General features: G+C 58.7%; 19 protein-coding genes. 6 read left to right on the top strand and 13 right to left on the bottom strand.

Annotated elements, in window-relative coordinates:
- The first annotated feature begins 1 nt into the window (after position 1).
- Both DSCA_RS07450 and gdhA read left to right on the top strand, forming a co-directional pair.
- On the top strand, positions 2–2,974 hold the full coding sequence (locus DSCA_RS07450; RefSeq protein ID WP_155315827.1) for a PEP/pyruvate-binding domain-containing protein: 2,973 nt from the start codon (positions 2–4) through the stop codon (positions 2,972–2,974).
- Between the two features lie 93 nt (positions 2,975–3,067).
- Positions 3,068–4,417, top strand: coding sequence for an NADP-specific glutamate dehydrogenase (gene gdhA, locus DSCA_RS07445; protein ID WP_155315826.1), 1,350 nt, complete (start codon positions 3,068–3,070; stop codon positions 4,415–4,417).
- Positions 4,418–4,684: 267 nt separating this feature from the next.
- Here the strand turns inward: gdhA and DSCA_RS07440 are convergent, their stop codons facing one another.
- From DSCA_RS07440 to DSCA_RS07405, 8 genes are all read right to left on the bottom strand, one after another.
- Positions 4,685–4,888 carry a cold-shock protein gene (locus DSCA_RS07440; protein WP_155320347.1) on the bottom strand — a complete coding sequence of 68 codons (204 nt, stop codon included), beginning with the start codon at positions 4,886–4,888 and terminating at the stop codon, positions 4,685–4,687.
- Positions 4,889–5,229: 341 nt separating this feature from the next.
- A complete protein-coding gene (locus DSCA_RS07435; protein ID WP_155315825.1) occupies positions 5,230–5,571 on the bottom strand; it encodes a hypothetical protein in 342 nt (113 codons plus the stop codon).
- Between the two features lie 401 nt (positions 5,572–5,972).
- Positions 5,973–6,536, bottom strand: coding sequence for a YcbK family protein (locus DSCA_RS07430; RefSeq protein ID WP_155315824.1), 564 nt, complete (start codon positions 6,534–6,536; stop codon positions 5,973–5,975).
- A gap of 879 nt (positions 6,537–7,415) precedes the next feature.
- A complete protein-coding gene (locus DSCA_RS07425) occupies positions 7,416–8,267 on the bottom strand; it encodes a histidinol-phosphatase (RefSeq protein WP_155315823.1) in 852 nt (283 codons plus the stop codon).
- Positions 8,268–8,283: 16 nt separating this feature from the next.
- A complete protein-coding gene (locus DSCA_RS32185; RefSeq protein WP_155315822.1) occupies positions 8,284–9,405 on the bottom strand; it encodes a DNA alkylation repair protein in 1,122 nt (373 codons plus the stop codon).
- A 47-nt stretch (positions 9,406–9,452) separates the two neighbouring features.
- Positions 9,453–11,078 carry an FAD-binding protein gene (locus DSCA_RS07415; protein ID WP_155315821.1) on the bottom strand — a complete coding sequence of 542 codons (1,626 nt, stop codon included), beginning with the start codon at positions 11,076–11,078 and terminating at the stop codon, positions 9,453–9,455.
- 90 nt (positions 11,079–11,168) lie between these two features.
- Complete coding sequence (locus tag DSCA_RS07410; protein WP_231716412.1) at positions 11,169–11,939, bottom strand: electron transfer flavoprotein subunit beta/FixA family protein; 771 nt, start codon at positions 11,937–11,939, stop codon at positions 11,169–11,171.
- A 192-nt stretch (positions 11,940–12,131) separates the two neighbouring features.
- Positions 12,132–13,274 carry an acyl-CoA dehydrogenase family protein gene (locus DSCA_RS07405; RefSeq protein WP_155315820.1) on the bottom strand — a complete coding sequence of 381 codons (1,143 nt, stop codon included), beginning with the start codon at positions 13,272–13,274 and terminating at the stop codon, positions 12,132–12,134.
- Positions 13,275–13,454: 180 nt separating this feature from the next.
- Between DSCA_RS07405 and DSCA_RS07400 the strand changes: the two genes are divergently transcribed.
- Complete coding sequence (locus DSCA_RS07400) at positions 13,455–13,907, top strand: NUDIX hydrolase (protein WP_155315819.1); 453 nt, start codon at positions 13,455–13,457, stop codon at positions 13,905–13,907.
- Positions 13,904–14,878, top strand: coding sequence for a thioredoxin family protein (locus tag DSCA_RS07395; RefSeq protein ID WP_155315818.1), 975 nt, complete (start codon positions 13,904–13,906; stop codon positions 14,876–14,878). Before DSCA_RS07400 ends, DSCA_RS07395 begins: the two co-directional genes overlap by 4 nt.
- A 178-nt stretch (positions 14,879–15,056) precedes the next feature.
- On the opposite strand, the gene DSCA_RS07390 is transcribed toward DSCA_RS07395, so the two are convergent.
- Positions 15,057–15,371, bottom strand: a complete 315-nt coding sequence (locus DSCA_RS07390) for a YkvA family protein (protein WP_155315817.1) — start codon at positions 15,369–15,371, stop codon at positions 15,057–15,059.
- Positions 15,372–15,961: 590 nt separating this feature from the next.
- On the opposite strand from DSCA_RS07390, the gene DSCA_RS07385 reads away from it, so the two are divergent.
- Positions 15,962–16,153: a hypothetical protein gene (locus DSCA_RS07385; protein ID WP_155315816.1), complete on the top strand. Its 192-nt coding sequence runs from the start codon at positions 15,962–15,964 to the stop codon at positions 16,151–16,153.
- Between the two features lie 24 nt (positions 16,154–16,177).
- On the opposite strand, the gene DSCA_RS07380 is transcribed toward DSCA_RS07385, so the two are convergent.
- Both DSCA_RS07380 and DSCA_RS07375 read right to left on the bottom strand, forming a co-directional pair.
- Entirely contained in the window at positions 16,178–16,918 is a 741-nt protein-coding gene (locus DSCA_RS07380) for an RNA methyltransferase (protein ID WP_155315815.1), read from the bottom strand.
- A gap of 45 nt (positions 16,919–16,963) precedes the next feature.
- Complete coding sequence (locus tag DSCA_RS07375; RefSeq protein ID WP_155315814.1) at positions 16,964–17,185, bottom strand: hypothetical protein; 222 nt, start codon at positions 17,183–17,185, stop codon at positions 16,964–16,966.
- Positions 17,186–17,511: 326 nt separating this feature from the next.
- On the opposite strand from DSCA_RS07375, the gene pyrF reads away from it, so the two are divergent.
- Positions 17,512–18,264, top strand: coding sequence for an orotidine-5'-phosphate decarboxylase (pyrF, locus tag DSCA_RS07370; RefSeq protein WP_155315813.1), 753 nt, complete (start codon positions 17,512–17,514; stop codon positions 18,262–18,264).
- A gap of 213 nt (positions 18,265–18,477) precedes the next feature.
- On the opposite strand, the gene DSCA_RS07365 is transcribed toward pyrF, so the two are convergent.
- Both DSCA_RS07365 and tsaE read right to left on the bottom strand, forming a co-directional pair.
- A complete protein-coding gene (locus DSCA_RS07365; RefSeq protein ID WP_155315812.1) occupies positions 18,478–19,698 on the bottom strand; it encodes an aspartate kinase in 1,221 nt (406 codons plus the stop codon).
- Between the two features lie 60 nt (positions 19,699–19,758).
- On the bottom strand, positions 19,759–20,259 hold the full coding sequence (gene tsaE, locus DSCA_RS07360) for a tRNA (adenosine(37)-N6)-threonylcarbamoyltransferase complex ATPase subunit type 1 TsaE (RefSeq protein WP_155315811.1): 501 nt from the start codon (positions 20,257–20,259) through the stop codon (positions 19,759–19,761).

Genomic DNA, 20,259 nt, shown 5'->3' with positions numbered 1-20,259 from the left:
CATGGCATTGAACACCAAACCGTTTTTAAACGAATCCGATTCGCGATTCAAACTGTTCCACGAGCTGATGGCGCGCAAGGTGCGCGATATCCTTTTGGTTTCCACCCCCTACGATGCCTGGATCATGGAGGAGGACTGCCGTCTTTCCGAGCGGATCATCAACGAGTATCAGGGGCTGAACCTCAGCCACCCGCCGCGCCTGACCTGGGTTTCATCAGCCGAGGAGGCCATTGCCGCCCTCGACAGCAAGCCATTTGACATGGTGATCACCATGCCGCGGCTGTCGGATATGGGTGCCGCTGCGCTGGGACACAAGATCAAGAAAAAGGCGCCCGGGCTGCCGGTTATTCTGCTTTCCCACGACACGATTCCTTCCCCCGACGTCAAGGGGCCCGACAGTGCGCCGGGCATCGACCGGACCTTTGTCTGGTCCGGTAACACAGACATCCTGGTGGCGCTGATAAAAAGTACCGAAGACTGGATGAATGTGGAAAAAGATACCCGGTCGGCAGGAATCCGGGTGATTCTCCTGGTGGAGGATTCTCCCTATTACCTGTCTTCGCTGCTGCCCATTCTTTACCGCGAACTGGTCGGCCAGACCCAGGCGGTGATGGAGGGCACGCTCAACGAAGAACACCGGCTGGTGACCATGCGGGCGCGCCCGAAAATTCTGGTTGCCGGAAACTACGAGGAAGCCCTGGACATATACGGGCGATTCGAATCCAATGTTCTCGGGGTCATCTCCGATGTCCGCTTTCCCCGTAACGGCGTCCTGGACCCTGCCGCCGGAGTGGATCTGCTCAAGCATGTGCGGTCGCGGCGGTTCGACATCCCCTTGCTGCTCACCAGTTCGGAGCCGGCGAACGGGTCCAGGGCACGATCGATTGCCGCCGCCTTTGTCGACAAGAATTCAGACTCCCTGCACCAGGATGTCCACCGGTTTTTCAAGGAGCGTCTGGGGTTCGGTGATTTCGTTTTCCGGTTGCCCGACGGATCGGAAATCGGGCGGGCCTCCAATTTGAAGGCATTGGAGCGGCAGCTGCATACCATACCGGAGGACTCTTTCCGCTACCACAGCAGACAAAATGATTTTTCGCGCTGGTTGTTTGCGCGCACCGAGATGACCCTGGCTGCGGAGGTCCGCCCCATCAACGACGATGATTTCTCGGATGGGGAAAGCCATCGGAACCATCTGGTCGACATCATTGCCGACCGGCGCAAAAGCCGCCAGAAGGGTATCGTTGCCGATTTCGATGCGGCTGACGCTGATTTCGATACAGAATTTTTCAAGATCGGAACGGGATCCCTGGGTGGAAAGGCCCGGGGACTGGCCTTTGTATCCTCTCTGCTCCGCCAGAATCCTGACCTGTGTGCCGCTTATCCGGAGGTGGATATACTGGTCCCCCAGACCCTGGTGATCACCACCGATGGCTTCGAATCCTTCGTGGAAGACAACGGGCTGCGCCACCTGTCCAAAACGGATCTGCCAGATGAGAAGATCGGCGATAGTTTCGTCAATGGCCGGTTTCCCGACTGGATCGAAGAAAAATTGCGCGATTACCTGGCCCAGGTGACCTATCCCCTGGCCATCCGATCCTCCAGCCTGCTGGAGGACGCCCAGTACCGGGCCTATGCCGGTCTTTACCGTACCTACATGATTACCAACGACTGCCCGGACCTGGAGCAGCGTCTCCACCATCTGATTCATGCCATCAAGCTGGTCTATGCGTCAACCTACTACAAGGGGCCCAAGGCATTTTCAAAACGGGTTGGCCATCGGACCGAAGAAGAGCAGATGGCCGTGATCATCCAGAAACTGGTGGGCGCCCAGTATGACGACAGTTTCTACCCGGCGATCTCAGGTGTCGCCCAGTCCTATAACTACTATCCGTTTGCACGGATGAAGCCCGAGGAGGGCATCGTCACCATCGCGATGGGATTGGGACGGGCGGTGGTCGAAGGTGAAAAAACACTCCGGTTTTCTCCTGCGTATCCCCAACTGCTGCCGCAGCGCTCGACGGTGGACGATATCCTTGAGAACGCACAGCGCCATTTTTATGCCCTCAAAATGGAAAAATCATGCCATTATCTGGAGACCAACGACGGCGCCAACCTGTGGCACCGCGAACTGGCCGACGCCGACAATGAATTGCCCATGCAGATGCTTGCCAGTACTTACGTGCCGGATGAGCACCGCATTCGCGATACCGTCCATGTACCGGGCCAGCGGGTGCTCACCTTTGCCCATATCCTCAAATACGGAGAGTTTCCTTTAGCCGATATTCTAAAGGATATGCTTGCTCTGGGGGAACAGGGGATGGGCTGCCCGGTGGAGATGGAGTTCTCTGTCAATTTGACCGCCGGGGACCGCCTTCCACCGCAGTTTGCCTTTCTTCAGCTCCGGCCCATGACGGCCCGGGCCGAATTGGAGCAGGTGGATATTTCAAAAGAAGAAATTGACAACGCATTCTGTGTTTCGGGCAAGGCATTGGGAAATGCCGAGAAACAGGATATGGCGGACATCATATTTGTCAAACCTGAATGTTTCGACCCGGCCCAGACCATGGCGGTTGCCCGGGAAATCGCCAGATTGAATGCGATGATGGTCAAAGCGGATCGGAAATACCTGCTCGTCGGCCCCGGGCGGTGGGGCTCGGCGGACCGGTGGCTCGGGATTCCCGTTGCATGGGCTGATATCTCAGGAGTCGGCGCCATGATTGAAACCGAGTCGGACAAGCTGGTGGCCGAACCTTCCCAGGGGTCACACTTTTTTCACAACATCACCACGCTGGGGATCAACTACATTACCGTCTCCAAATCGGCGGACGGCAGGATCGACTGGGATTGGCTTACCGGGTTGCCCCGTGAGAGCGATTTCAACTTCGTCGCGCACGTGCGGCTCGATGCACCCGTGACCCTGAAAGTTGACGGCCGCCGGTCCCTGTGCGTCATCGTCAAAGGCAGCGCCCCCTGAATCGGGATGCGCCGTAATAAGGATTGCGAACGCAATTCGGTCCCCACACTTTGGGGGCGTATAAACATGTATTCCATAAGGGAGGAACCCAACATGCCGGACATTCTGCAGATGGTAAAAGACAAGGACCCGGGGCAGCGGGAGTTTCACCAGGCGGTCATGGAGGTAATGGCCTCGATCAAGCCGGTGATGGACCGCAACCCCGAATACCGTGCGGCCAGGATTCTGGAGCGCCTGGTGGAGCCCGAGCGGGTGATCCTGTTCCGGGTCCCCTGGGTGGATGACCAGGGCCAGGTGCAGGTCAACCGGGGTTTTCGGATCGAGATGAACAGCGCCATCGGCCCGTACAAGGGCGGCCTGCGGTTTCACCCCTCGGTGAACCTGGGCATTCTCAAGTTCCTGGCCTTCGAGCAGGTGTTCAAGAACGCGTTGACCACGCTGCCCATGGGCGGCGGCAAGGGCGGCAGCGATTTCGACCCCAAGGGCAAGTCGGACCTCGAGGTGATGCGCTTTTGCCAGAGCTTCATGGCCGAACTGTTCCGCCACATCGGCCCGGACACGGACGTGCCCGCCGGGGACATCGGGGTGGGGGCCCGGGAGATCGGCTACCTGTTCGGGATGTACAAGCGGCTGCGCAACGAGTTCACCGGGGTGCTCACGGGCAAGAGCCTGAACTGGGGCGGCAGCCTGATCCGGCCCGAGGCCACGGGCTACGGCTCGGTCTACTTCGCGGCCGAGATGCTGGCCACCCGCGACGAGACGCTGGAGGGAAAGACCTGCCTGGTGTCCGGATCGGGCAACGTGGCCCAGTACACCATGGAAAAGCTGCTGGACCTGGGCGCCAGGCCGGTGACCTTTTCGGACTCGTCGGGCTACATCTTCGACGAGGCGGGGATCGACCGGGAACGGCTGGCCCATATCATGAACCTGAAGAACCTGCGCCGGGGCCGGGTGAAGGAATATGTCGAAAAATACCCGGCCGCGGTCTACACCGAATCGGACCCGGGCCAGGAGTTCAACCCGCTGTGGAACCACAAGGCCGACTGCGCCTTTCCGTCGGCCACCCAGAACGAGATCAACGCCGTGGACGCGCAGCACCTGGTCGACAACGGGGTTTACGTGGTCAGCGAAGGGGCCAACATGCCCACGGTGCCCGAAGGCATCGACCTGTTTATCGAGAACCGGCTGCTCTACGGTCCGGGCAAGGCGGCCAATGCGGGCGGCGTGTCGGTGTCGGGCCTGGAGATGACCCAGAACAGCATGCGCCTGTCCTGGACGCGTGAAGAGGTGGACAACCGGCTGCAGATGATCATGAAGAGCATTCACCGGACCTGCCTGGATGCGGCCGAGCAGTACGGCACGCCGGGCAACTACATGAACGGGGCCAACATCGCCGGCTTCGTCAAGGTCGTGGATGCCATGATCGACCAGGGCGTGGTGTGAGGGATTAAGGGATTTCAGGGAGTCGAGAAGATTGCTCAAAAGCGACAAGGATTTGACAATTTGGTAAAATCATGAATTTTGTCTGAACATTTACAGGATTTCCGGAAAGAAGGCTTAAATTTTTGATACGATTGTTGGATCGCAAACGCTTGACCCCTCGAATCCTTGAGCCTGTTTTTTAATCCAACCTGAAAAAAGAATCACCAACAACAAAACGGCATCCGGTATCCCGGAATGCCGTTTTGTATTATATGTCTTTTTCTCAGGCTATACTCTATTTACATTGGCGGCAGCGGGACCACGGTCGGTTTGCTCCACGTCGAAGGTCACCCGATCTCCTTCCGCAAGGGTCTTGAACCCCTCAGCCTGAATGGAAGAAAAGTGAACGAAAATGTCGCCCTGACCTTCTTCCTGTTCGATGAAACCAAACCCTTTCTTGTCACTGAACCATTTTACAACACCGTTTGCCATTTCTGCAGCCTCCTTAAAAAAATTAAACATATCGGTCTTGAACGTGGTGAGCGCCGTCTGACAGGTGCTTTTAGGAGATATAGCGCGCGGTCGTTCCGCGATGCCGCCGGACAACCGTTCTCACTGGCCAGACCTAAACTGCGCCTTTCCTGGTGCGCCAATTTTCTTTTCATAACACCCGTTCTGCGGTGAGCACACCCTCGAACCCTACTCATCCGACCGACTGGTCGGTGATCACATAATCCTTACTGTCAACCATAAAAGATCCTAAGGAAACGTCAAGAGAAATCGGACCGCCCTGTCCAAATTGACGGGCGGTCCCTGCGGATTCCCTGCCGTGACTATCCAAATACGGAATAAACGCCTCTTCCAATCCGTTTCATCTTACCTTTTTTACAAGCACGGTGAACGATATTGCTGATCTGTTTTTCGGTGAAACCCGATTTCCCTCTTAACGCCTCCACGGTAATGCCTTTTTTAAACCGTTTCATGATGGTTAACACCTGGTCTGTGGGGGTGAGGGCTTTTCCCTTCGCAGCGGGCTTTTTTTTCGCTACCCGTGCGGGCTGTTTTTTCGGGGTCGTTTTTGTCGTTTCGAAGGCTTTCGCCATATTCTCTGTTTTTTGGGCAAGGGTGGTCAACTGCTTTGCGATGGATCTCAGATCGTTGGCTACCTTTTTCATAACATGAGTCCTCCATGTAAAGGGGTGTGAGATCGTTTACCTCTTTGAATCATTATATATTGATATAAACGAGGTGCTGTTCGAAGGATCAACAACTCGGTTGTTTTTTCGATGTTTCGAGTGCCGCTTGATTCGCGGTGATAGCGGCGTTGCCGGATTGAGAATAGTCGCGGGTAGATCAAATATTGCCCGAAGGCATGTGATGAGAACAGAACGAGCAGGTGCTGCAACGCACTATGAGAATGAGCATAATGGATCGGGTGAAAAATGTCAAGCTGCCTGAATATCAATGAAAACTGGCTTGCTTGATCGCTCGGGCCGCCGGATCCTGACTACGCATCATCGCCTGAGCAACGAGGCGATGGTGCCGTTTTCCTCGGTGGGCAACACGGAACCCTGAACTACCAGACCTTGATCGGACCGGTATCCAAGTGCACAAAATCCGATTCGGAATAATAGCCGACACCGCCGGAATGAAGGCTGATGGCCAATCGGCGGATCGTCGTTGTCTCATATCCGGGAATTCGGATGTCGATGGCACGGCCCTGCATATGCAGGCTGTTTTTGGCCACACCGGGGCTGACTCTTCTCAGTGCGGCATTGGTTCGCGGTGAGCGGTAGCCGGAGATAATACTGATCGGTGAGCAGGGGCTTAACTCCACCACGATGCAATGGAGCAGATCCAGCAATTTGGTCTCTACCGGCTTGACTTCACCGGTGCGGTGGTCGCGCATGATATGGCTGATGCGCTTGATTGCACGATTGATCAACTTCCCGTTGGAGCGATAGCAGGTTTTGACTGACTCACCGGTGTGGATATTGTAAAAAGACAAAACATGATGTTCTCTTTGGCTGGGACTGACCGCCGCCATTACCGGGTGGGTGAATACGGTTGCCAGGGCCGCTGATGCCGCCACTTTAAGAAAATTTCTGCGGCTGGAGGCAAAAGAAAAAATGTCGTTCATCGGCAACATTTCCTGCGTTGCGACCCCGCCGGCCCGATGCCAGGTAAATGCGGGAGATGGTTATTCAAAGGCATTTCGAAAGTGGTGTCGCGATGCTTTTTCTTCGATCAGAGTGCGGCATCCTTACAAGCAAACATTAGGGAATAATAGGTTGGCTGTCAAGAGGGGCCGCCGGAGAAAAACCGATCCTGCTGAACCGGGCGGCACGTAAGGACGATCATACCCGACGGGCGCTATTTTCGAAAGGCTCCTTTCAGCACATTATCGGTGTCGGGGGCTGCCTTCAATTTTCGACCGCCTCGAGGTCGACAAGGCGGCAAGGTCCGGAAAAACGGCCCCGAAAATAAAGTTTTCCACCGTTCCGCCGATAAACAGATCACAGCGAACAGCGACTGAACCCACCAACGGTGCGTATCAAGAAAAGGCATCGTCATGGGTAAGGCAATGGACCAACAGGATGAGTATGAACAAAGACCAGAAGAACCAAGCCCCCGCCTTTATTTCCCGAAGAACGGGCATTGACCGGCGTTGGATCCCGTCATCGGGCCATCAGCCGGAACGACGGGGCGGAATGGACAGGCGGTCGGTCAGTGGGCGGTCCTCGGCGGCACTTCCCGAGTTATCAACTGCAGCGCCAAATACAGAACCCGTTCACGGAATTGAGGGCGGAAAAAACAATCGTGAGGAAAATCGTGCGTCCCTGGCATTTGATCAAAAAGGGTTTTCCCCGCTCCCGGAAGCCATGTCAAAACGGGGGCCGACAGAGGAGCCATGATCCCACGGCTGAAGGCGCATGACGAGACGGCAATGGCGAAAGAGGACTCGTCCACGGCCATCGGGTTTCGCGGAAAACCCGGTCCACATCGGGGGTTGCAGGCATTACCGTGGATTCCGGACGGGTTTCCGCCACGGTCGGTTCAGTCCCGCCGCCCGCAGCATTTCGATGGCCCGGTCCATGTGTGCGCCGATGTCGGCCACCCCGTGGGAATCATCTCCAGGAACAATGTCGATGCCCATTTCACAGGCTTTTTTAAGAATGGGTGCAGACAGGTAGGGTTCGTCAGCACCCTTTGACAGCGGGCGAAGATTGAAATCCAGGATCAGGTTCCAGTCTTTGACCAATTTTAAATTCCGGACGATTTTCTCCCAGATCACCGGTTTGAGCAGCCGGAGGCGGTAATCGGGGTCATAGAGGCGAATGATATCCAGATGCCCCACCACCTGCGGTCGTAATGCCCGAATCATGTCATGCTGCTGGTCGAAATAGGCCGCGTACAATCCGTCCAGCCCGCCGCAGGACGCCGCCGCGTTGTCGTAGCAGTGCTGACTGTAGTCAAAGGGGATGTCGTTGACGTGGTGAACGGACCCGACCACATAATCGGGTGAGAAGGTGTTCTCCAGTGCCTTGGCAAAGTCCAGGCTGCCGCTGTAGCTTTCCGTCTCGAATCCGACATAGATCCGGATGTCGCCTGCATATTTGGACTGCAGGTGGCGGCAGGCGGCCATGTAGTCGCTAAACCGCTCCTTCAGGTACCCGGCATCCAGCCCGGCTTTTTCCTCTTCGGGATACACGAACGCATCCGAGACCGGAGGCATGTGTTCAGTAATGCCGACCCAGGGATATTTCTGTTCGATGTAGGCCTGAACCATTTCCTCAAGGGTGTCTTTGGCATGACCGCAGAACTGGCCGCTGTGGCCCCCATGAAGCGAGACCGGGTGCAACGTGTTCATCGCTATTTCTCCCTATTTAAAAAATCCCTTTCAGCAATGATCGACGACGGGGTTGAGGAAACCGCTCGATGGCGTATCGCAGGGTGGTTCGCGGCATTCGCCGATAATGGGTCTCAAGAAAGGCCAGCAGGGCCGATTCATCGTGCTTGCCCGCTTCCCGGAGCATCCATCCGACGGATTTATGGATCAGATCCTCGGTGTCCGTCAACAGCAGGGCCGCCAGTTTAAAGGTGTCGGCCACCTGCCCGTTGCGGATGAAATGCCAGGTGGCCACGATGGCAATCCGCCGTTCCCATAAATGCGGGGATCGAACCAGCCGGTAGAGGATTCCCCTGTCCCGGTCCAGCAGGAACGCACCGACGATCGTATGTGCGGAACAGTCCACCAGATCCCAGTTGTTCACGTAGCGGGTATGTGACAGGTAGAGGTCGACGATGCCGGCCTGTTCCTCCGAGCCGGCCTTTCGGAAGTGCCGGATCAGCAGGAACAGGGCTAACTGGCGGTGCTCGTGGACAGGAGACCGAAGCAGATCCAGGACCACGGCCATGTCTTCGTTGCGGTATGTTCTGGCCAGTTTTCGCAATTCGGGAACCTTGATCCCGATGAACACGTCCCCTTCTGCGTAGCCGCCGGGTCCGGTTTTGAAAAAACGGCGCAGCGCCTTCGCTGCTTCCCGGCTGGCCATGGCGGCCATCTCGTTTTTTATGAAGGATGCCGGCGATGGCGACCCGGCAGGTGTGAAATTTTGCGCCAGCAGGTTGGTGACGGGAAGAAAATGGGGTTGGGGCAGGTCCGACCAGGGGAACCATTCCCAGCCGTCGCACTTGTCCGGTTCCTTTAAACAGGCCTCGCCGGTCGTGCGGTCGGCAACCACGAAAAGCGTCACGTAGTGCTTTTGTTCGTCTTCAAAAAAATCATTGGTATAGGGCCCCCGCCGCATGCTGACGACGGCCAGGCCGGTCTCTTCGAACAGTTCCCGCCGGGCGCAGTCCTCGATGGATTCGCCGTACTCGAGGTGGCCGCCGGGGAACTGCCAGGTGCCGGCGCCGTGGGCATTTTTACGCTTTCCCAGCAGTACCCGCCCATTGCGGACAACGATGACGGCGACGCCGATGTAGGGTCTTTTTTCCCCGTTCATGGTTCCCTGTGCATTAAAGCCAGTCTCGTCGCTCTGCCCTCACGCTTTTAAATCGTGTAAAGAATCACCAGGCATCGCGTCACCTCCGCGGACAGGCTCTTGAGCTTGTGTGGGGTATTGGAGTGGAAGTGGATGGATTCCCCTCGTTTCAATGTATGCACCCGGCTGCCCAGAGTGAATTCCAATTCGCCTTCCATCACAAAGATGAACTCCTCACCCTCATGCTTGTAGGCCACCGGCTTGTGATCGTGGTGCGGCTCGACGGTCACCATAAAGGCCCGCAGGTGGTCGTGTTCGGCACCGGAGGTCAATGTCCGATAGGAATAGTTGCGTGTCCGGTTGACGTATGCCCGGGTCCGCTGGTCACGGATCCGTTCCTTCTCTTGAGAGTTCAGAAAGGTGCCCGGATCCACGCCGTAGGCACCGGAGAGGCGGAGGATAAACGCCACAGGCGGGGCGATTTCGCCGGATTCCACACCGGCAATGAATTCCGGCGTCTGGCCGGTGGTTTCAGCCAGGTGTTCCCGAGACCAGTCCTGGGCCTCGCGCAATGCCCGGATTTTTTCTCCAAATCGGCTCCCTTTGACGGGCACCGGGACGTCGCTGCATATGTCATCGGCCAGGCGGCGCAGGACCGCCTGCCGGACCCGGGCGATCAGCAGGGGGAGAAATGTGGGTGCATCGGCCACCACGCCGATATCCGCCAGTCTGAAAATGGGCGCGGCGGGGTCCCGGTTTATGGCCACGATGGTACCGGATTCCGTGATGCCGGCCGTATACTGGACAGCACCCGAGGTCCCCACGGAAAACAGCAGATCCGGGCGGACGGTTTTGCCAGTCTGGCCGATGAGCCGGTCCTCTGCCACCCAGTGGTCCAGCACCGGCGGCCGGGTGGCGGCCACCTGGCCGGCCATGGCGGCGGCCAATTGCCGCACCTGCCCGAAATTCTCCATGCTGCCCAGCCCGGCCCCCCCCACCACGACGGTGCCGGCGTTCTCGAGATCTTCATCGGTCAGGGGGGCAGGCTTGCTGGAAACCAGACGGATTCCGCTGGCCTCGGGGATATCCGCCAGTTGAATATGCTCGACCCGGCCGGTCCGGTCCGGTTCTTTTTCACCGGCTGCCCCGTGGGACTGTACGGTGGCATAGCCGGTGCCGTGGCCGGGGGCGTAGGTAATCTCCGACATGATTTCGCCTCCCCAGGCCGGACAGAGACCCACAATCCTCCCTTTTGGGTCCGCCTGGAGGTCGACGCAGTCCGCAATCAGCCCGGCCCGCGCCCGTGCCGCCACGCGGGCGGCCAGGTCCCGGCCGAAATCGGTGAGGGGAAACAGCACCAGCCGGGGCGACTGGTCCGCGAACACGGGCCCCAGCATGTCGGCAAACAGATGCGCGGTCGGCGTGGAGAGGCGTTCGTTTTCAAGGAAGCGCACCGTATCCGCTCCCCAGGCGAAGGCGTCTTCTTCCACAGATCCCTGAACGGTGCAGGCCTCGTCTTCTGAAACGGTCAACAGACCGGTTTTGCCCGCAGTCAGAATGAACATGACCACCCGGTCTTCAGTTTTTCGGGCCAGGGCCCTGGCCTTGCTCACCACCTTGAGGCTCGCGTCCAGCAAGGGGCGGCTGCGAAGGTCGCCGAATACCCAGATCTCTTTCGTTGTCGCGTTGGTCATGGTTGTCGCCTGGAGGCTCCTTTTCGATTCCCGTTTCATCACTGGGATGGCCTTTTTAATCAGCCGGGCAATATCCCCGTTCGTTTGCGGTCAGCCGATCAGCCCCTTATCCACCAGCTGCCGGACCAGTGCATCGGCCTGCATCACCGGTGTGCCCTCGATCCATTGGCAGGTGCGCTTCCTTTTGACCGGTTTGATGGACAGCACCCGCGTGGGTGATCCGGCATCGCCCACCAGCGACGGATCGAGACCCATCTGTGCGATGGATATCGTTTCCACGGGCATGTCATCGAACGCCGACGCGAGCCCTCCCAGCGACGGATCCCGGGGGACGGCCGCCGACGGATGGATGGTGAGCGTCGCCGGGGTGGCCACTTCATAGCGCTCTTCGAACCCGTCCACTTTCCGTTCCACGATCAGACGGTCAGGGGGGCCGTCGATGCGGGTCGTTCCGGTTACCATGGGAAGGCCCAGCAACACGGCGGTCTGGGGGCCGACCTGGCCGGTATCGCTGTCCGCTGTCCGTGTTCCGAAAAGCATCAGGTCGAAAGGCGACAGGTATTGCGCCCCGGCAGACAGGGCGGTGGCTGTGGCCAGGGTGTCGGACCCGGCCAGGGCGGGATCGCACAGCAGGACGGCACGGTCTGCACCGGCGGCCAGGGCTTCCCGCAGGCTGGCTTCGGCGGTGGGCGGCCCCATGGAGAGTGCGGTTACCGACCCCCCGTGCGTCTCCTTTAACTGGAGGGCCACCTCCAGAGCCGGCCGGTCAAAGGGGTTGAGGACGCTTTTATCGGCCGTGCGAACAATTTCCCCCCTGGGCGCCTCGGTGACCACGGACTTGATGCTGACGATGATGTGCAATGCGATTCTCCTAAGGCCGGTTGGTTTTAACATCCGGATCAACTTCACGCGTACAGTTTAACGCAAAAGGGTTCAAGGATTCGAGGGGGCAAGGGTCCGGGAGAAAACCAATACGAAATAAAACCCATTTATACGCATGTCTGCCATTTCCTTTGGATCCATGGCCCCTGGAATCCTTGAACCCTTTGGTCCTCATTCCTCCATCACGCTTTTGGCTATGACCATGCGGTGGATTTCCGAGGTGCCTTCGTAAATGCGGGTCACCCGTGCGTCCCGGTAATACCGTTCCACCGGGTATGATTTGCTGTATCCGTAACCGCCGTGGATCTGGACGGCCAGGTCGGTTACCCGGGTGGCGGTTTCGGAGGCGAACAGCTTGGCCATGGCCGCCGCTTTTGAAAAGGGCAGACGCCTGTCTTTCAGCGCGGCAGCCCGATAGACCATCAGCCGCGCGGCGTCCACCTGGGTGGCCATGTCGGCGATCATGGTCTGGATGGCCTGATGTCGATTGATGGGGACCCCGAACTGATGACGCTGCCGGGCGTAACGCACCGCCTCCTCCAGCGCCGCCTGGGCGATTCCCACGGCCTGGGCGCCGATTCCCATGCGGCCGGTATCCAGCGCTGCCAGACCGATTTTAAGCCCCATGCCTTCCCCGGCCAATCGATTGGCTTTCGGCACCCGGCAGTCGTTTAATCGGATGGAGCAGACCGGGTTGGCCCGCATGCCGCACAGGTCTTCCAGGTCTCCCACGACAAAACCGGTGGCCCCGCGTTCGGCCACCACCACGCTGATACCACGGCGTCCTGCTGCCGGGTCGGTCCGGCAGAAAATAAGGCAGACGTCGGCGATGCCCCCGTTGGTCACGAAGACCTTATTGGCGTTTACCCGGTAGTCGTCACCGTCGGCCAGGGCCGTGGCTTCGATGCCGCCGGCATCGGATCCGGCGTTGGGTTCGGTGAGGCAGAAGGCCCCGATCTTCTGCCCGCCGGCCAGAGGGGGGATCCAGCGCTCGATCTGTTCCCGGGTGCCGAAGGTCATAATGGGGTATACGGCCACGCTGTTGTGTACGCTGACACACAAGCCGATGGCCCCGCTGACCCTGGAGATTTCTTCGACGATGATGGCATAGCTGACGGCGTCCAGGTCGGCGCCGCCCAGGGTTTTGGGGACTTGGATGCCGAAATAGCCCAGCCGGGCCATTTTTTCGACCACCTCCCAGGGAAATCGGGCCTCCTGGTCGATCCGGGAGGCAATCGGACGAAGCTCCCGATCACAGAACCGGCGAACCGACTGGCGGACGGCACGGTGTTTTTCTTCCAGCAGCATATCCATAAAGCGGTTTATCCTGTCCTGTCTGATTGCTGTAGGGTGAATGCAATGCTGCTGCAGCTATCAGAATTTGCGGGTAGCGTCAATGATGCCGGACGGGCCTTGATTTCAATTTCAAATTGAAGCCGCCGGCAAATGGTGATACCACCGATGGTGCACGGTGGCAGGAAACCCGAGTACGCTATGAAAAATCAATCCCCCCCATCCCGAATCTACCCTGATGCACCCCGGCCGGCGGTGGGGGCGGTGGTTTTCAAGGGGAATGCCGTACTGCTGGTCCGGCGCGGCAATTCACCCTCCCGGGGCACGTGGGCCATCCCCGGCGGCAGCGTCCGGCTGGGGGAAACCCTTCGGGCGGCGGCCGAACGGGAGGTTCTGGAAGAGACCGGTGTGGTGGTCCGGGCCGGCGATCCGGTCCTCGTTTTCGAAGCCATTGAAAAAGACCACCGTGGGGCGGTGAAATATCACTATGTGATTGTTGACCTGGCGGCCGAGTATGTCAGCGGTGTGCCCCGGGCCGGCGATGATGCGGCCGATGCGTGCTGGATCGGAGAAGATGCACTGGGCCGGCTGCCGGTGAATCCTGCCACCCGTCGCCTGCTATCGGAAAAATTCAACTTTGGGAAACCGGCATGATGAAATCAGTGAATGACCTGGAAAAAACGCAGATCCGGCAATGGGGAAGGGGGCTCGACGGCGACATCACCCTTCGATATGCCGCCAGGGGCCACTCGATGGATGCCTCCTTCGAGGCGTTTGCCCGGCAGATGGCCGAACTGGCGCCGGCGGTTCGGTTGAAAAAAGACAAGGATGCGGCCGTCCAGCGGCCCACCTTTTTTATCGGCGGCCATGTGGCCTACCAGGCCCTGCCCCTGGACCGGGAACTGGAACCCTTTTTGGCCGTTTTGGGTGACGGCGACCGGCTGGCCGACCGCATCGCACCGGATGTGCGCGCGCGGCTGGCCAGGCTGAGCGTACCGGCGCTGATCAAGGTATACATTACGTCCCACTGTCCCTTTTGCCCCGCCACCGTATCCACGCTGCTGGGACTTGCCGCCTGCAACGAACAGGTCCGGGTCACGGTGGTCGACGGGGAGCTGTTTCCGGATGCCGCCCGGGAAGATCGCATCAGTTCCGCACCCACGGTGCTTCTCGATGAGCAGTTTCGCTGGACCGGGTCCGTGGATGCCGGTGAACTGGTCACCCTGATGCTGGACCGGGATCCTGCCAGTCTGGGCGTCGAGGCGCTGAAGGGCATGGTCGAAGACGGCAACGCCGCGGAGGTGTCGCGGATGATGGCTCACCGGAAAAAGATTTTCCCCGCCTTTGTCGAACTGTTGATCCACCCTCGCTGGTCCGTGCGATTGGGCGCCATGGTGGCATTCGAAACCCTGGCCGAGGAGGATGCGGTGCTGGCCGGCGGCATTCTCGATCCGCTGGTGGCGGTTTTTGCCGAGGTGGACGACATGGTCAAGGGCGACCTGCTGCACGTCATCGGTGAGTCGGGAAACCGGGCGGCGCTGCCCTTTTTAACCGCCGTGGTCACCGGCGATTACGATGACGAAGTTCAGTCGGCGGCACAAGAGGCCCTGGAAAAACTGAAATAAATGAAATCGTGCCCACCGGATACCCGCATGGGGAATACGCTTTCCCGGTGAAAACGGCCATGTCCGTGCTCCTGCGGCCTGCACGGGCGAGACCCCATTTTTCAGGGATGTGAATGCCCTGATTCCGAGTTGCGCGTCAATCTCATGGGGTGTCGGGTCGCCCGGCACCCGGTGGCGGTCAATCCGTGGGCCCTTCCTCTGGTGGGCTCCCGTCTTTCCAGTCCCGATAGCGGTAAAGATCCTTTTCAAGAAAATAGAGGCAGGCCAGCAGAAATGCGGCATCATCCAGTTGCCCCAGGCCGGGGATAAAATCGCTGATCAGATCCGTGGGCACCAGCAGGTAGGCAACCGTCAGGACGAAGATGACGCCTGAAATCGGCGAGACGCGGCGGTAGCGCCCGCCCGCGTAGTCGCGAATCAGCATTAACAGCAGGCGCAGGTCTTCGGCGATGCGTTTGAACAGATTCATGTTGGCGGGTGTGAGTTTGGCCATTTGCGTGCCTTTTCTGGAAGGTTTCGGTTTAAAAAATACATTAACCCGGCACCGTGCTGTAACTTTTCAGCACGTCGGGGCTCTATAATGTCGGAAGATGAAAACATGCTCAGCTTCCATTCTTACCTCCTTTCACTCCTTGAGCCCCCAACGATCCCCAATGTACTCGGGGGCTCACCCTTTTTTACGGCCCGGGTCGGCTTTTTCCAGACGATCCGTTTTTTCGGCGGTTCCGTTCAGGTTCTGTCGACGGGTTTTACCCTTGAAGGGCCTGGGGGCGTTTTCCATGAACAGGTTTTAGCGAATCCGGGAGGATAAGGCAATATCCTCCCGGGCCGTGGCCCCGCCAGCCGTGTCGTGGGCGGCGCCTTCCCCTCGATTTCATTTTTCATTTTGACAATTGGCCGCCTTTGGCCTTAAATAACGGACTGTAAAAAATGACAGCCTGTGTTCCTGATCGTTATGCTGGGGACATCGTGGCAGGGTGAGGGGCAGGGCAGAAGCGCCCGCTGCCGGTCCGGGAATGTCGTTTTCGAATGCACACGGACTCGCACGCCGCCACCCAAAAGGTATTTCCGGAGAGCAATAAGATGAACACACAGACGCTGATACTGACCGTCATGGTTTTCTGGCTGGTCATGGGCCTGGCCTTTTTATCGGCCTACTCCGAAGTCAAACGCACCGGGGGAACCCTGGCGGACGCCATGCGCAACAATGAGAGTTTTTTCTTTATCATCAGCATTGTGGTGGGGCTGGTGGTCGTGGCTTTCAAACTGGCGTGATCGATCCGTTTATTGCCCCGGTCTTCATTTTTTTTCGGACAGTTTTCTGCGTTCCCCCTCGATCCAGTCAATCCGGCTCCATAACCCCTGAAGAATGCGTACCTCCCGGTCATTGAGACCGGTGCGGCCGAACAGGCGCCTGAAAGCCCGTAAAATGTGATCCGGGTTCTGGGGGTCCAGGTAGTCGGCGGCCAACAGGGTCCGGCGCATGTGCTGGAACATATTCTCCACATCTTTGGCCGGTGCGGGCACCTGGCCGCCGTCGGAAACCTGTTCGGCGTCCATGGCCGCCCGGTGAAGCCCGTAGAGCATCAGGGCGACCGCATGGGACAGGTTCATGGAGGGATAGGCGCTGTCGGTAGGAATGGTGACAAAGAACTGGCACAGGTCAAGTTCGCTGGTGTGAAGGCCCCTGTCCTCGCGGCCGAACACCAGCGCCACCCGGCTGCCGGACGACCGGGAAAGGGCAAGGGCGGCAGACTGTTCCGGGGTGATGCAGTCCTCGCGGTATTTCCCAAAACGGCGGGTGGTGCCGAACGCCAGGTGACAATCGGCCAGCGCCAGTTGCAGGCTGGGATAAACCCCTGCACGGGCCAGGATCGATTCGGCCTTGAGGGCCATCCGCCGTGCGTCCAGTGACCGGTATCCAGGGCAGGGGGCTACCAGGCGCAGGTCGTGAAACCCGAAATTCATCATGACGCGGCAAACCGAACCCACATTGAGGGGGCCCTGGGGCTCCACGAGAACAATGCTGACGTTATCCATTTTATTTTCCGGTATCCACAGCGGTCCTGAAGAAGTCGTACACGGCTAGCGTTCTCCACCACTGCGTAATTGTATCCACACCTTGGCGATCAGGAGCATCAGCGGTGCCAGGTGATAGAGCAGGTCGAACATGTCAACGGGCCGCGACAGGGTCCCGTCCTTGAGCATGATCAGTTTTTCCAGCACGTGGGGCATGGGTTTAAACGGCGCCAGCAGCATGAGAACCGTCAGTGGGCCCAAAACCACGTAGGGAATTTTTTGAATCACACGGATCACCTGAAGGCCTCCCGGGGATGAAGACGTTTCTAAATTAAGGCGCGTTTCCAGACGAGCGGGAAAAATGGCACAGTTCCTCGCTGCCTGTCAACGACCCATGCCGCGGATGAACTTCAGGAACGTGCCCCCCGGGAAGCTGAAGCCCCGTTTTTTTATCTTGTCTTTTTGCCCGGGGGCCGCTTTTGCGGCCTGGGTGAACAATATCTTTAATCATTGTCATTTATACGGTATGGAACAACCGTTGTCCGGATAGCGGCGTATTCAGGGATCTGTTTTTCGACCGGACAGCGTCGACCCTTTCACTTTGAGGATACCCCATGAAGGCAGCCAAAGATGTTATCGTGTTTCCCCTTGATGTGCCTGCTCCCGAGGCGGCCCGATCACTGGTCAGCCTGTTGGCCGACGATGTCGGCATGTTCAAGATCGGCCTTGAACTGTTCATCCGGTCGGGACCGGAACTGGTTCGCCGGATCGATCAGGCGGGCGGCGCCCGGGTGTTTCTGGACCTGAAGCTTCACGATATCCCGACCACCGTCAGGCGGGCCATGGCCCAGGTGGCCGAACTGGGCGTTTATTTTGCAACGGTTCACTGTGGTGACAGCCAGGCCATGCTGGAGGCGGCCGTGGAAGGGGCCGGGGGCCGGGTGAACGTGCTCGGTGTGACCGTGCTGACCAGCATCTCTCCCGCTGACGTGGCCCGGGCGGGATACCGGCAACGCTATTCGACCGACCTGCAGCGGTTGGTGATGAAAAAGGCGGGTATGGCCAGGGATGCCGGATGTGACGGCGTGGTCTGTTCCGGCATGGAAGTTGAGGGCATCAAGGCCGCTTTCGGGGGAGGCTTCATGGCCGTGACGCCAGGCATCCGCCCGGCAGCCGGCGGTGTGGCGGCCGACGACCAGTCCCGGGTTGTCACCCCGGCCATGGCCATCCGGCGGGGCGCCGATTACCTGGTGGTCGGACGGCCCATACGGGACGCCGCCGACCCCCGGGCCGCTGCAAGGGCTATCGCTGCAGAGATTCAGAGGGCCTGGGACGAGCAGAGGAAAAGCGGTGGTTCGAAATGCTGACCGGCCTTGTTTTGCAGGGTTAAGGAAAAGGGGCGCGCCAGGTTGTCCGCTTTCAACCGCCGGCCTACCCGGCGATATACCGCCACCATGACAGGGCCAGCACCGCAGCGCATACCAGAAGCACGAAACGGATTTGTTCCGGGGAGAAACGCTTCATCGGGCCGCTACGGTACCGGGGAATAAACTGGGCCGACGCCATGGTCGTGATGGTTGCTAATCTTCTTTGTCCAACCCGAAGGCCGTGTGCAGGACCCGGACGGCCAGTTCGGTGTATTTTTCCTCGATGATACAGGAAATCCGGATCTCGGACGTGCTGATCATGATGATGTTGATGTTTTCCCTGGCCAGGGCATTGAACATCAGCGAAGCGACGCCGGAATGGTTTTTCATTCCTACGCCGATGACCGACACCTTGGCGATGTCAGGATCGCCGAACACTTCTTCCGCTCCGATTTGTTCAGCAATCTGTTCCTGGGTCCGCATGGCCCGCTTGTAATCCGCCTTGGGTACGGTGAAGGTGAGGTCCGTCTGCCCGGTGGCCCGCGTATTCTGGATGATCATGTCCACCAGGATGCCGGACTCTGCAATCGGGGAGAATATTTTGGCCGCGATACCGGGCTGGTCGGGTACTTTTTTCAGGGTAATGCGGGCCTGATCGAGATCATGGGTTACGCCGGAAACAACCAATTGTTCCGTGACGGAATCTTCCTGGACAACCATGGTGCCTTCCTCCTGGGAAAATGATGATCGGACGTGGACGGGGATATTGTATTTCTTGGCGACACCGACCGAGCGGATCTGCAGAACCTTGGCACCTAGGCTGGCCATGTTCAGCATTTCGTCGTAAGAGATCTCCTTGATTTTTCTCGCGCGGGGGCAAATGTTCGGATCGGCTGTATAGATGCCATCCACATCCGTATAGATTTCGCAAATGTCGGCATTCAATGCGGCTGCGATGGCCACTGCCGACGTGTCCGATCCGCCCCGGCCCAGGGTGGTGATGTTGCCCTTGATATCAACGCCCTGAAAACCCGCCACCACAACGATGTTTCGTTTCGCCAGCAGGCGCTTGATGCGGTCGGTCCCGATCTCAAGGATGCGGGCGTTGCCGTATTCGCAGTCGGTGACCACTTCGGCCTGGTGACCCAGCAATGACTGGGCGTCGGCTCCCATGTCTTTGAGCATCATGGCCAGCAGGGCCGCGGTGGTCTGCTCGCCCGTGGCCAGCAGTACATCCAGTTCACGACGGTTTGGAATCTCGGCGGCCTCGTTGGCCAGGCCGATGAGGTGGTCGGTGACGCCGGCCATGGCGGACAGGATGATCACCACATCGTTTCCCTCGGCGTGGGTTTTCAACGCACGGTTGGCGACGTTTCGAATCCGCTGGGTGTCCGCAACCGATGTGCCGCCGAATTTTTGAACAATCAATGCCATACTTTCCTACCTTCAATGCCTGCGTATCGGTATCAAAATCAGACCGCTATGGAGGGATGATCAAATGTCGATGTCATTTAACAGATCCGATGGGTCAAGTCCATATGCAATTATGCGAATCGATCGGGCGGCGTCGCCGGTAACGCTGAAGAACAGGTCCAGACGGCAGGGGGGCCGGTCGGCGGGATGCAGCCGACCGGCCCATTCCACAGCGACGATGCCGTTTTCCTCGAAAATATCTCTCAGCCCGATCTCGTCCGGATCCACCGGTTCCGGCAATCGGTAAAGATCCACATGAATAAACGGCAGCCTGCCGGGGTACTCGTTAACGAGGGTATAGGTCGGGCTGGTCACGGTGCAGGATTCCGGAACGCCCGCCCCGCGGGCAAGACCCTGGGCAAAGGCGGTTTTACCGCTGCCCAGGTCCCCGAACAGCAAAAGGACAAGACCGTGTTTCAGCCGACGGCCGATGGCCTCACCCAGGGCCACGGTCTGGTGGTGCGCATGGGTATTGAATATACGGTTGCCCCGGGCGTCTTGATGGTGTGGCGTGGCGTTCAT

Source organism: Desulfosarcina alkanivorans (genome assembly GCF_009688945.1).
Taxonomy (GTDB): domain Bacteria; phylum Desulfobacterota; class Desulfobacteria; order Desulfobacterales; family Desulfosarcinaceae; genus Desulfosarcina; species Desulfosarcina alkanivorans.
This window is presented reverse-complemented; position numbering and strand designations above follow the sequence as displayed.

Excerpts from the sequence above, each read along its gene's own strand:
- DSCA_RS07450 (WP_155315827.1), top strand. The coding sequence starts at position 2 with ATGGCATTGAACACCAAACCGTTTTTAAACGAATCCGATTCGCGATTC.
- gdhA (WP_155315826.1), top strand. The coding sequence starts at position 3,068 with ATGCCGGACATTCTGCAGATGGTAAAAGACAAGGACCCGGGGCAGCGG.
- DSCA_RS07440 (WP_155320347.1), bottom strand. The coding sequence starts at position 4,888 with ATGGCAAACGGTGTTGTAAAATGGTTCAGTGACAAGAAAGGGTTTGGT.
- DSCA_RS07435 (WP_155315825.1), bottom strand. The coding sequence starts at position 5,571 with ATGAAAAAGGTAGCCAACGATCTGAGATCCATCGCAAAGCAGTTGACC.
- DSCA_RS07430 (WP_155315824.1), bottom strand. The coding sequence starts at position 6,536 with ATGAACGACATTTTTTCTTTTGCCTCCAGCCGCAGAAATTTTCTTAAA.
- DSCA_RS07425 (WP_155315823.1), bottom strand. The coding sequence starts at position 8,267 with ATGAACACGTTGCACCCGGTCTCGCTTCATGGGGGCCACAGCGGCCAG.
- DSCA_RS32185 (WP_155315822.1), bottom strand. The coding sequence starts at position 9,405 with ATGAACGGGGAAAAAAGACCCTACATCGGCGTCGCCGTCATCGTTGTC.
- DSCA_RS07415 (WP_155315821.1), bottom strand. The coding sequence starts at position 11,078 with ATGACCAACGCGACAACGAAAGAGATCTGGGTATTCGGCGACCTTCGC.
- DSCA_RS07405 (WP_155315820.1), bottom strand. The coding sequence starts at position 13,274 with ATGGATATGCTGCTGGAAGAAAAACACCGTGCCGTCCGCCAGTCGGTT.
- DSCA_RS07400 (WP_155315819.1), top strand. The coding sequence starts at position 13,455 with ATGAAAAATCAATCCCCCCCATCCCGAATCTACCCTGATGCACCCCGG.
- DSCA_RS07395 (WP_155315818.1), top strand. The coding sequence starts at position 13,904 with ATGATGAAATCAGTGAATGACCTGGAAAAAACGCAGATCCGGCAATGG.
- DSCA_RS07390 (WP_155315817.1), bottom strand. The coding sequence starts at position 15,371 with ATGGCCAAACTCACACCCGCCAACATGAATCTGTTCAAACGCATCGCC.
- DSCA_RS07385 (WP_155315816.1), top strand. The coding sequence starts at position 15,962 with ATGAACACACAGACGCTGATACTGACCGTCATGGTTTTCTGGCTGGTC.
- DSCA_RS07380 (WP_155315815.1), bottom strand. The coding sequence starts at position 16,918 with ATGGATAACGTCAGCATTGTTCTCGTGGAGCCCCAGGGCCCCCTCAAT.
- pyrF (WP_155315813.1), top strand. The coding sequence starts at position 17,512 with ATGAAGGCAGCCAAAGATGTTATCGTGTTTCCCCTTGATGTGCCTGCT.
- DSCA_RS07365 (WP_155315812.1), bottom strand. The coding sequence starts at position 19,698 with ATGGCATTGATTGTTCAAAAATTCGGCGGCACATCGGTTGCGGACACC.
- tsaE (WP_155315811.1), bottom strand. The coding sequence starts at position 20,259 with ATGAACGCCACGCCACACCATCAAGACGCCCGGGGCAACCGTATATTC.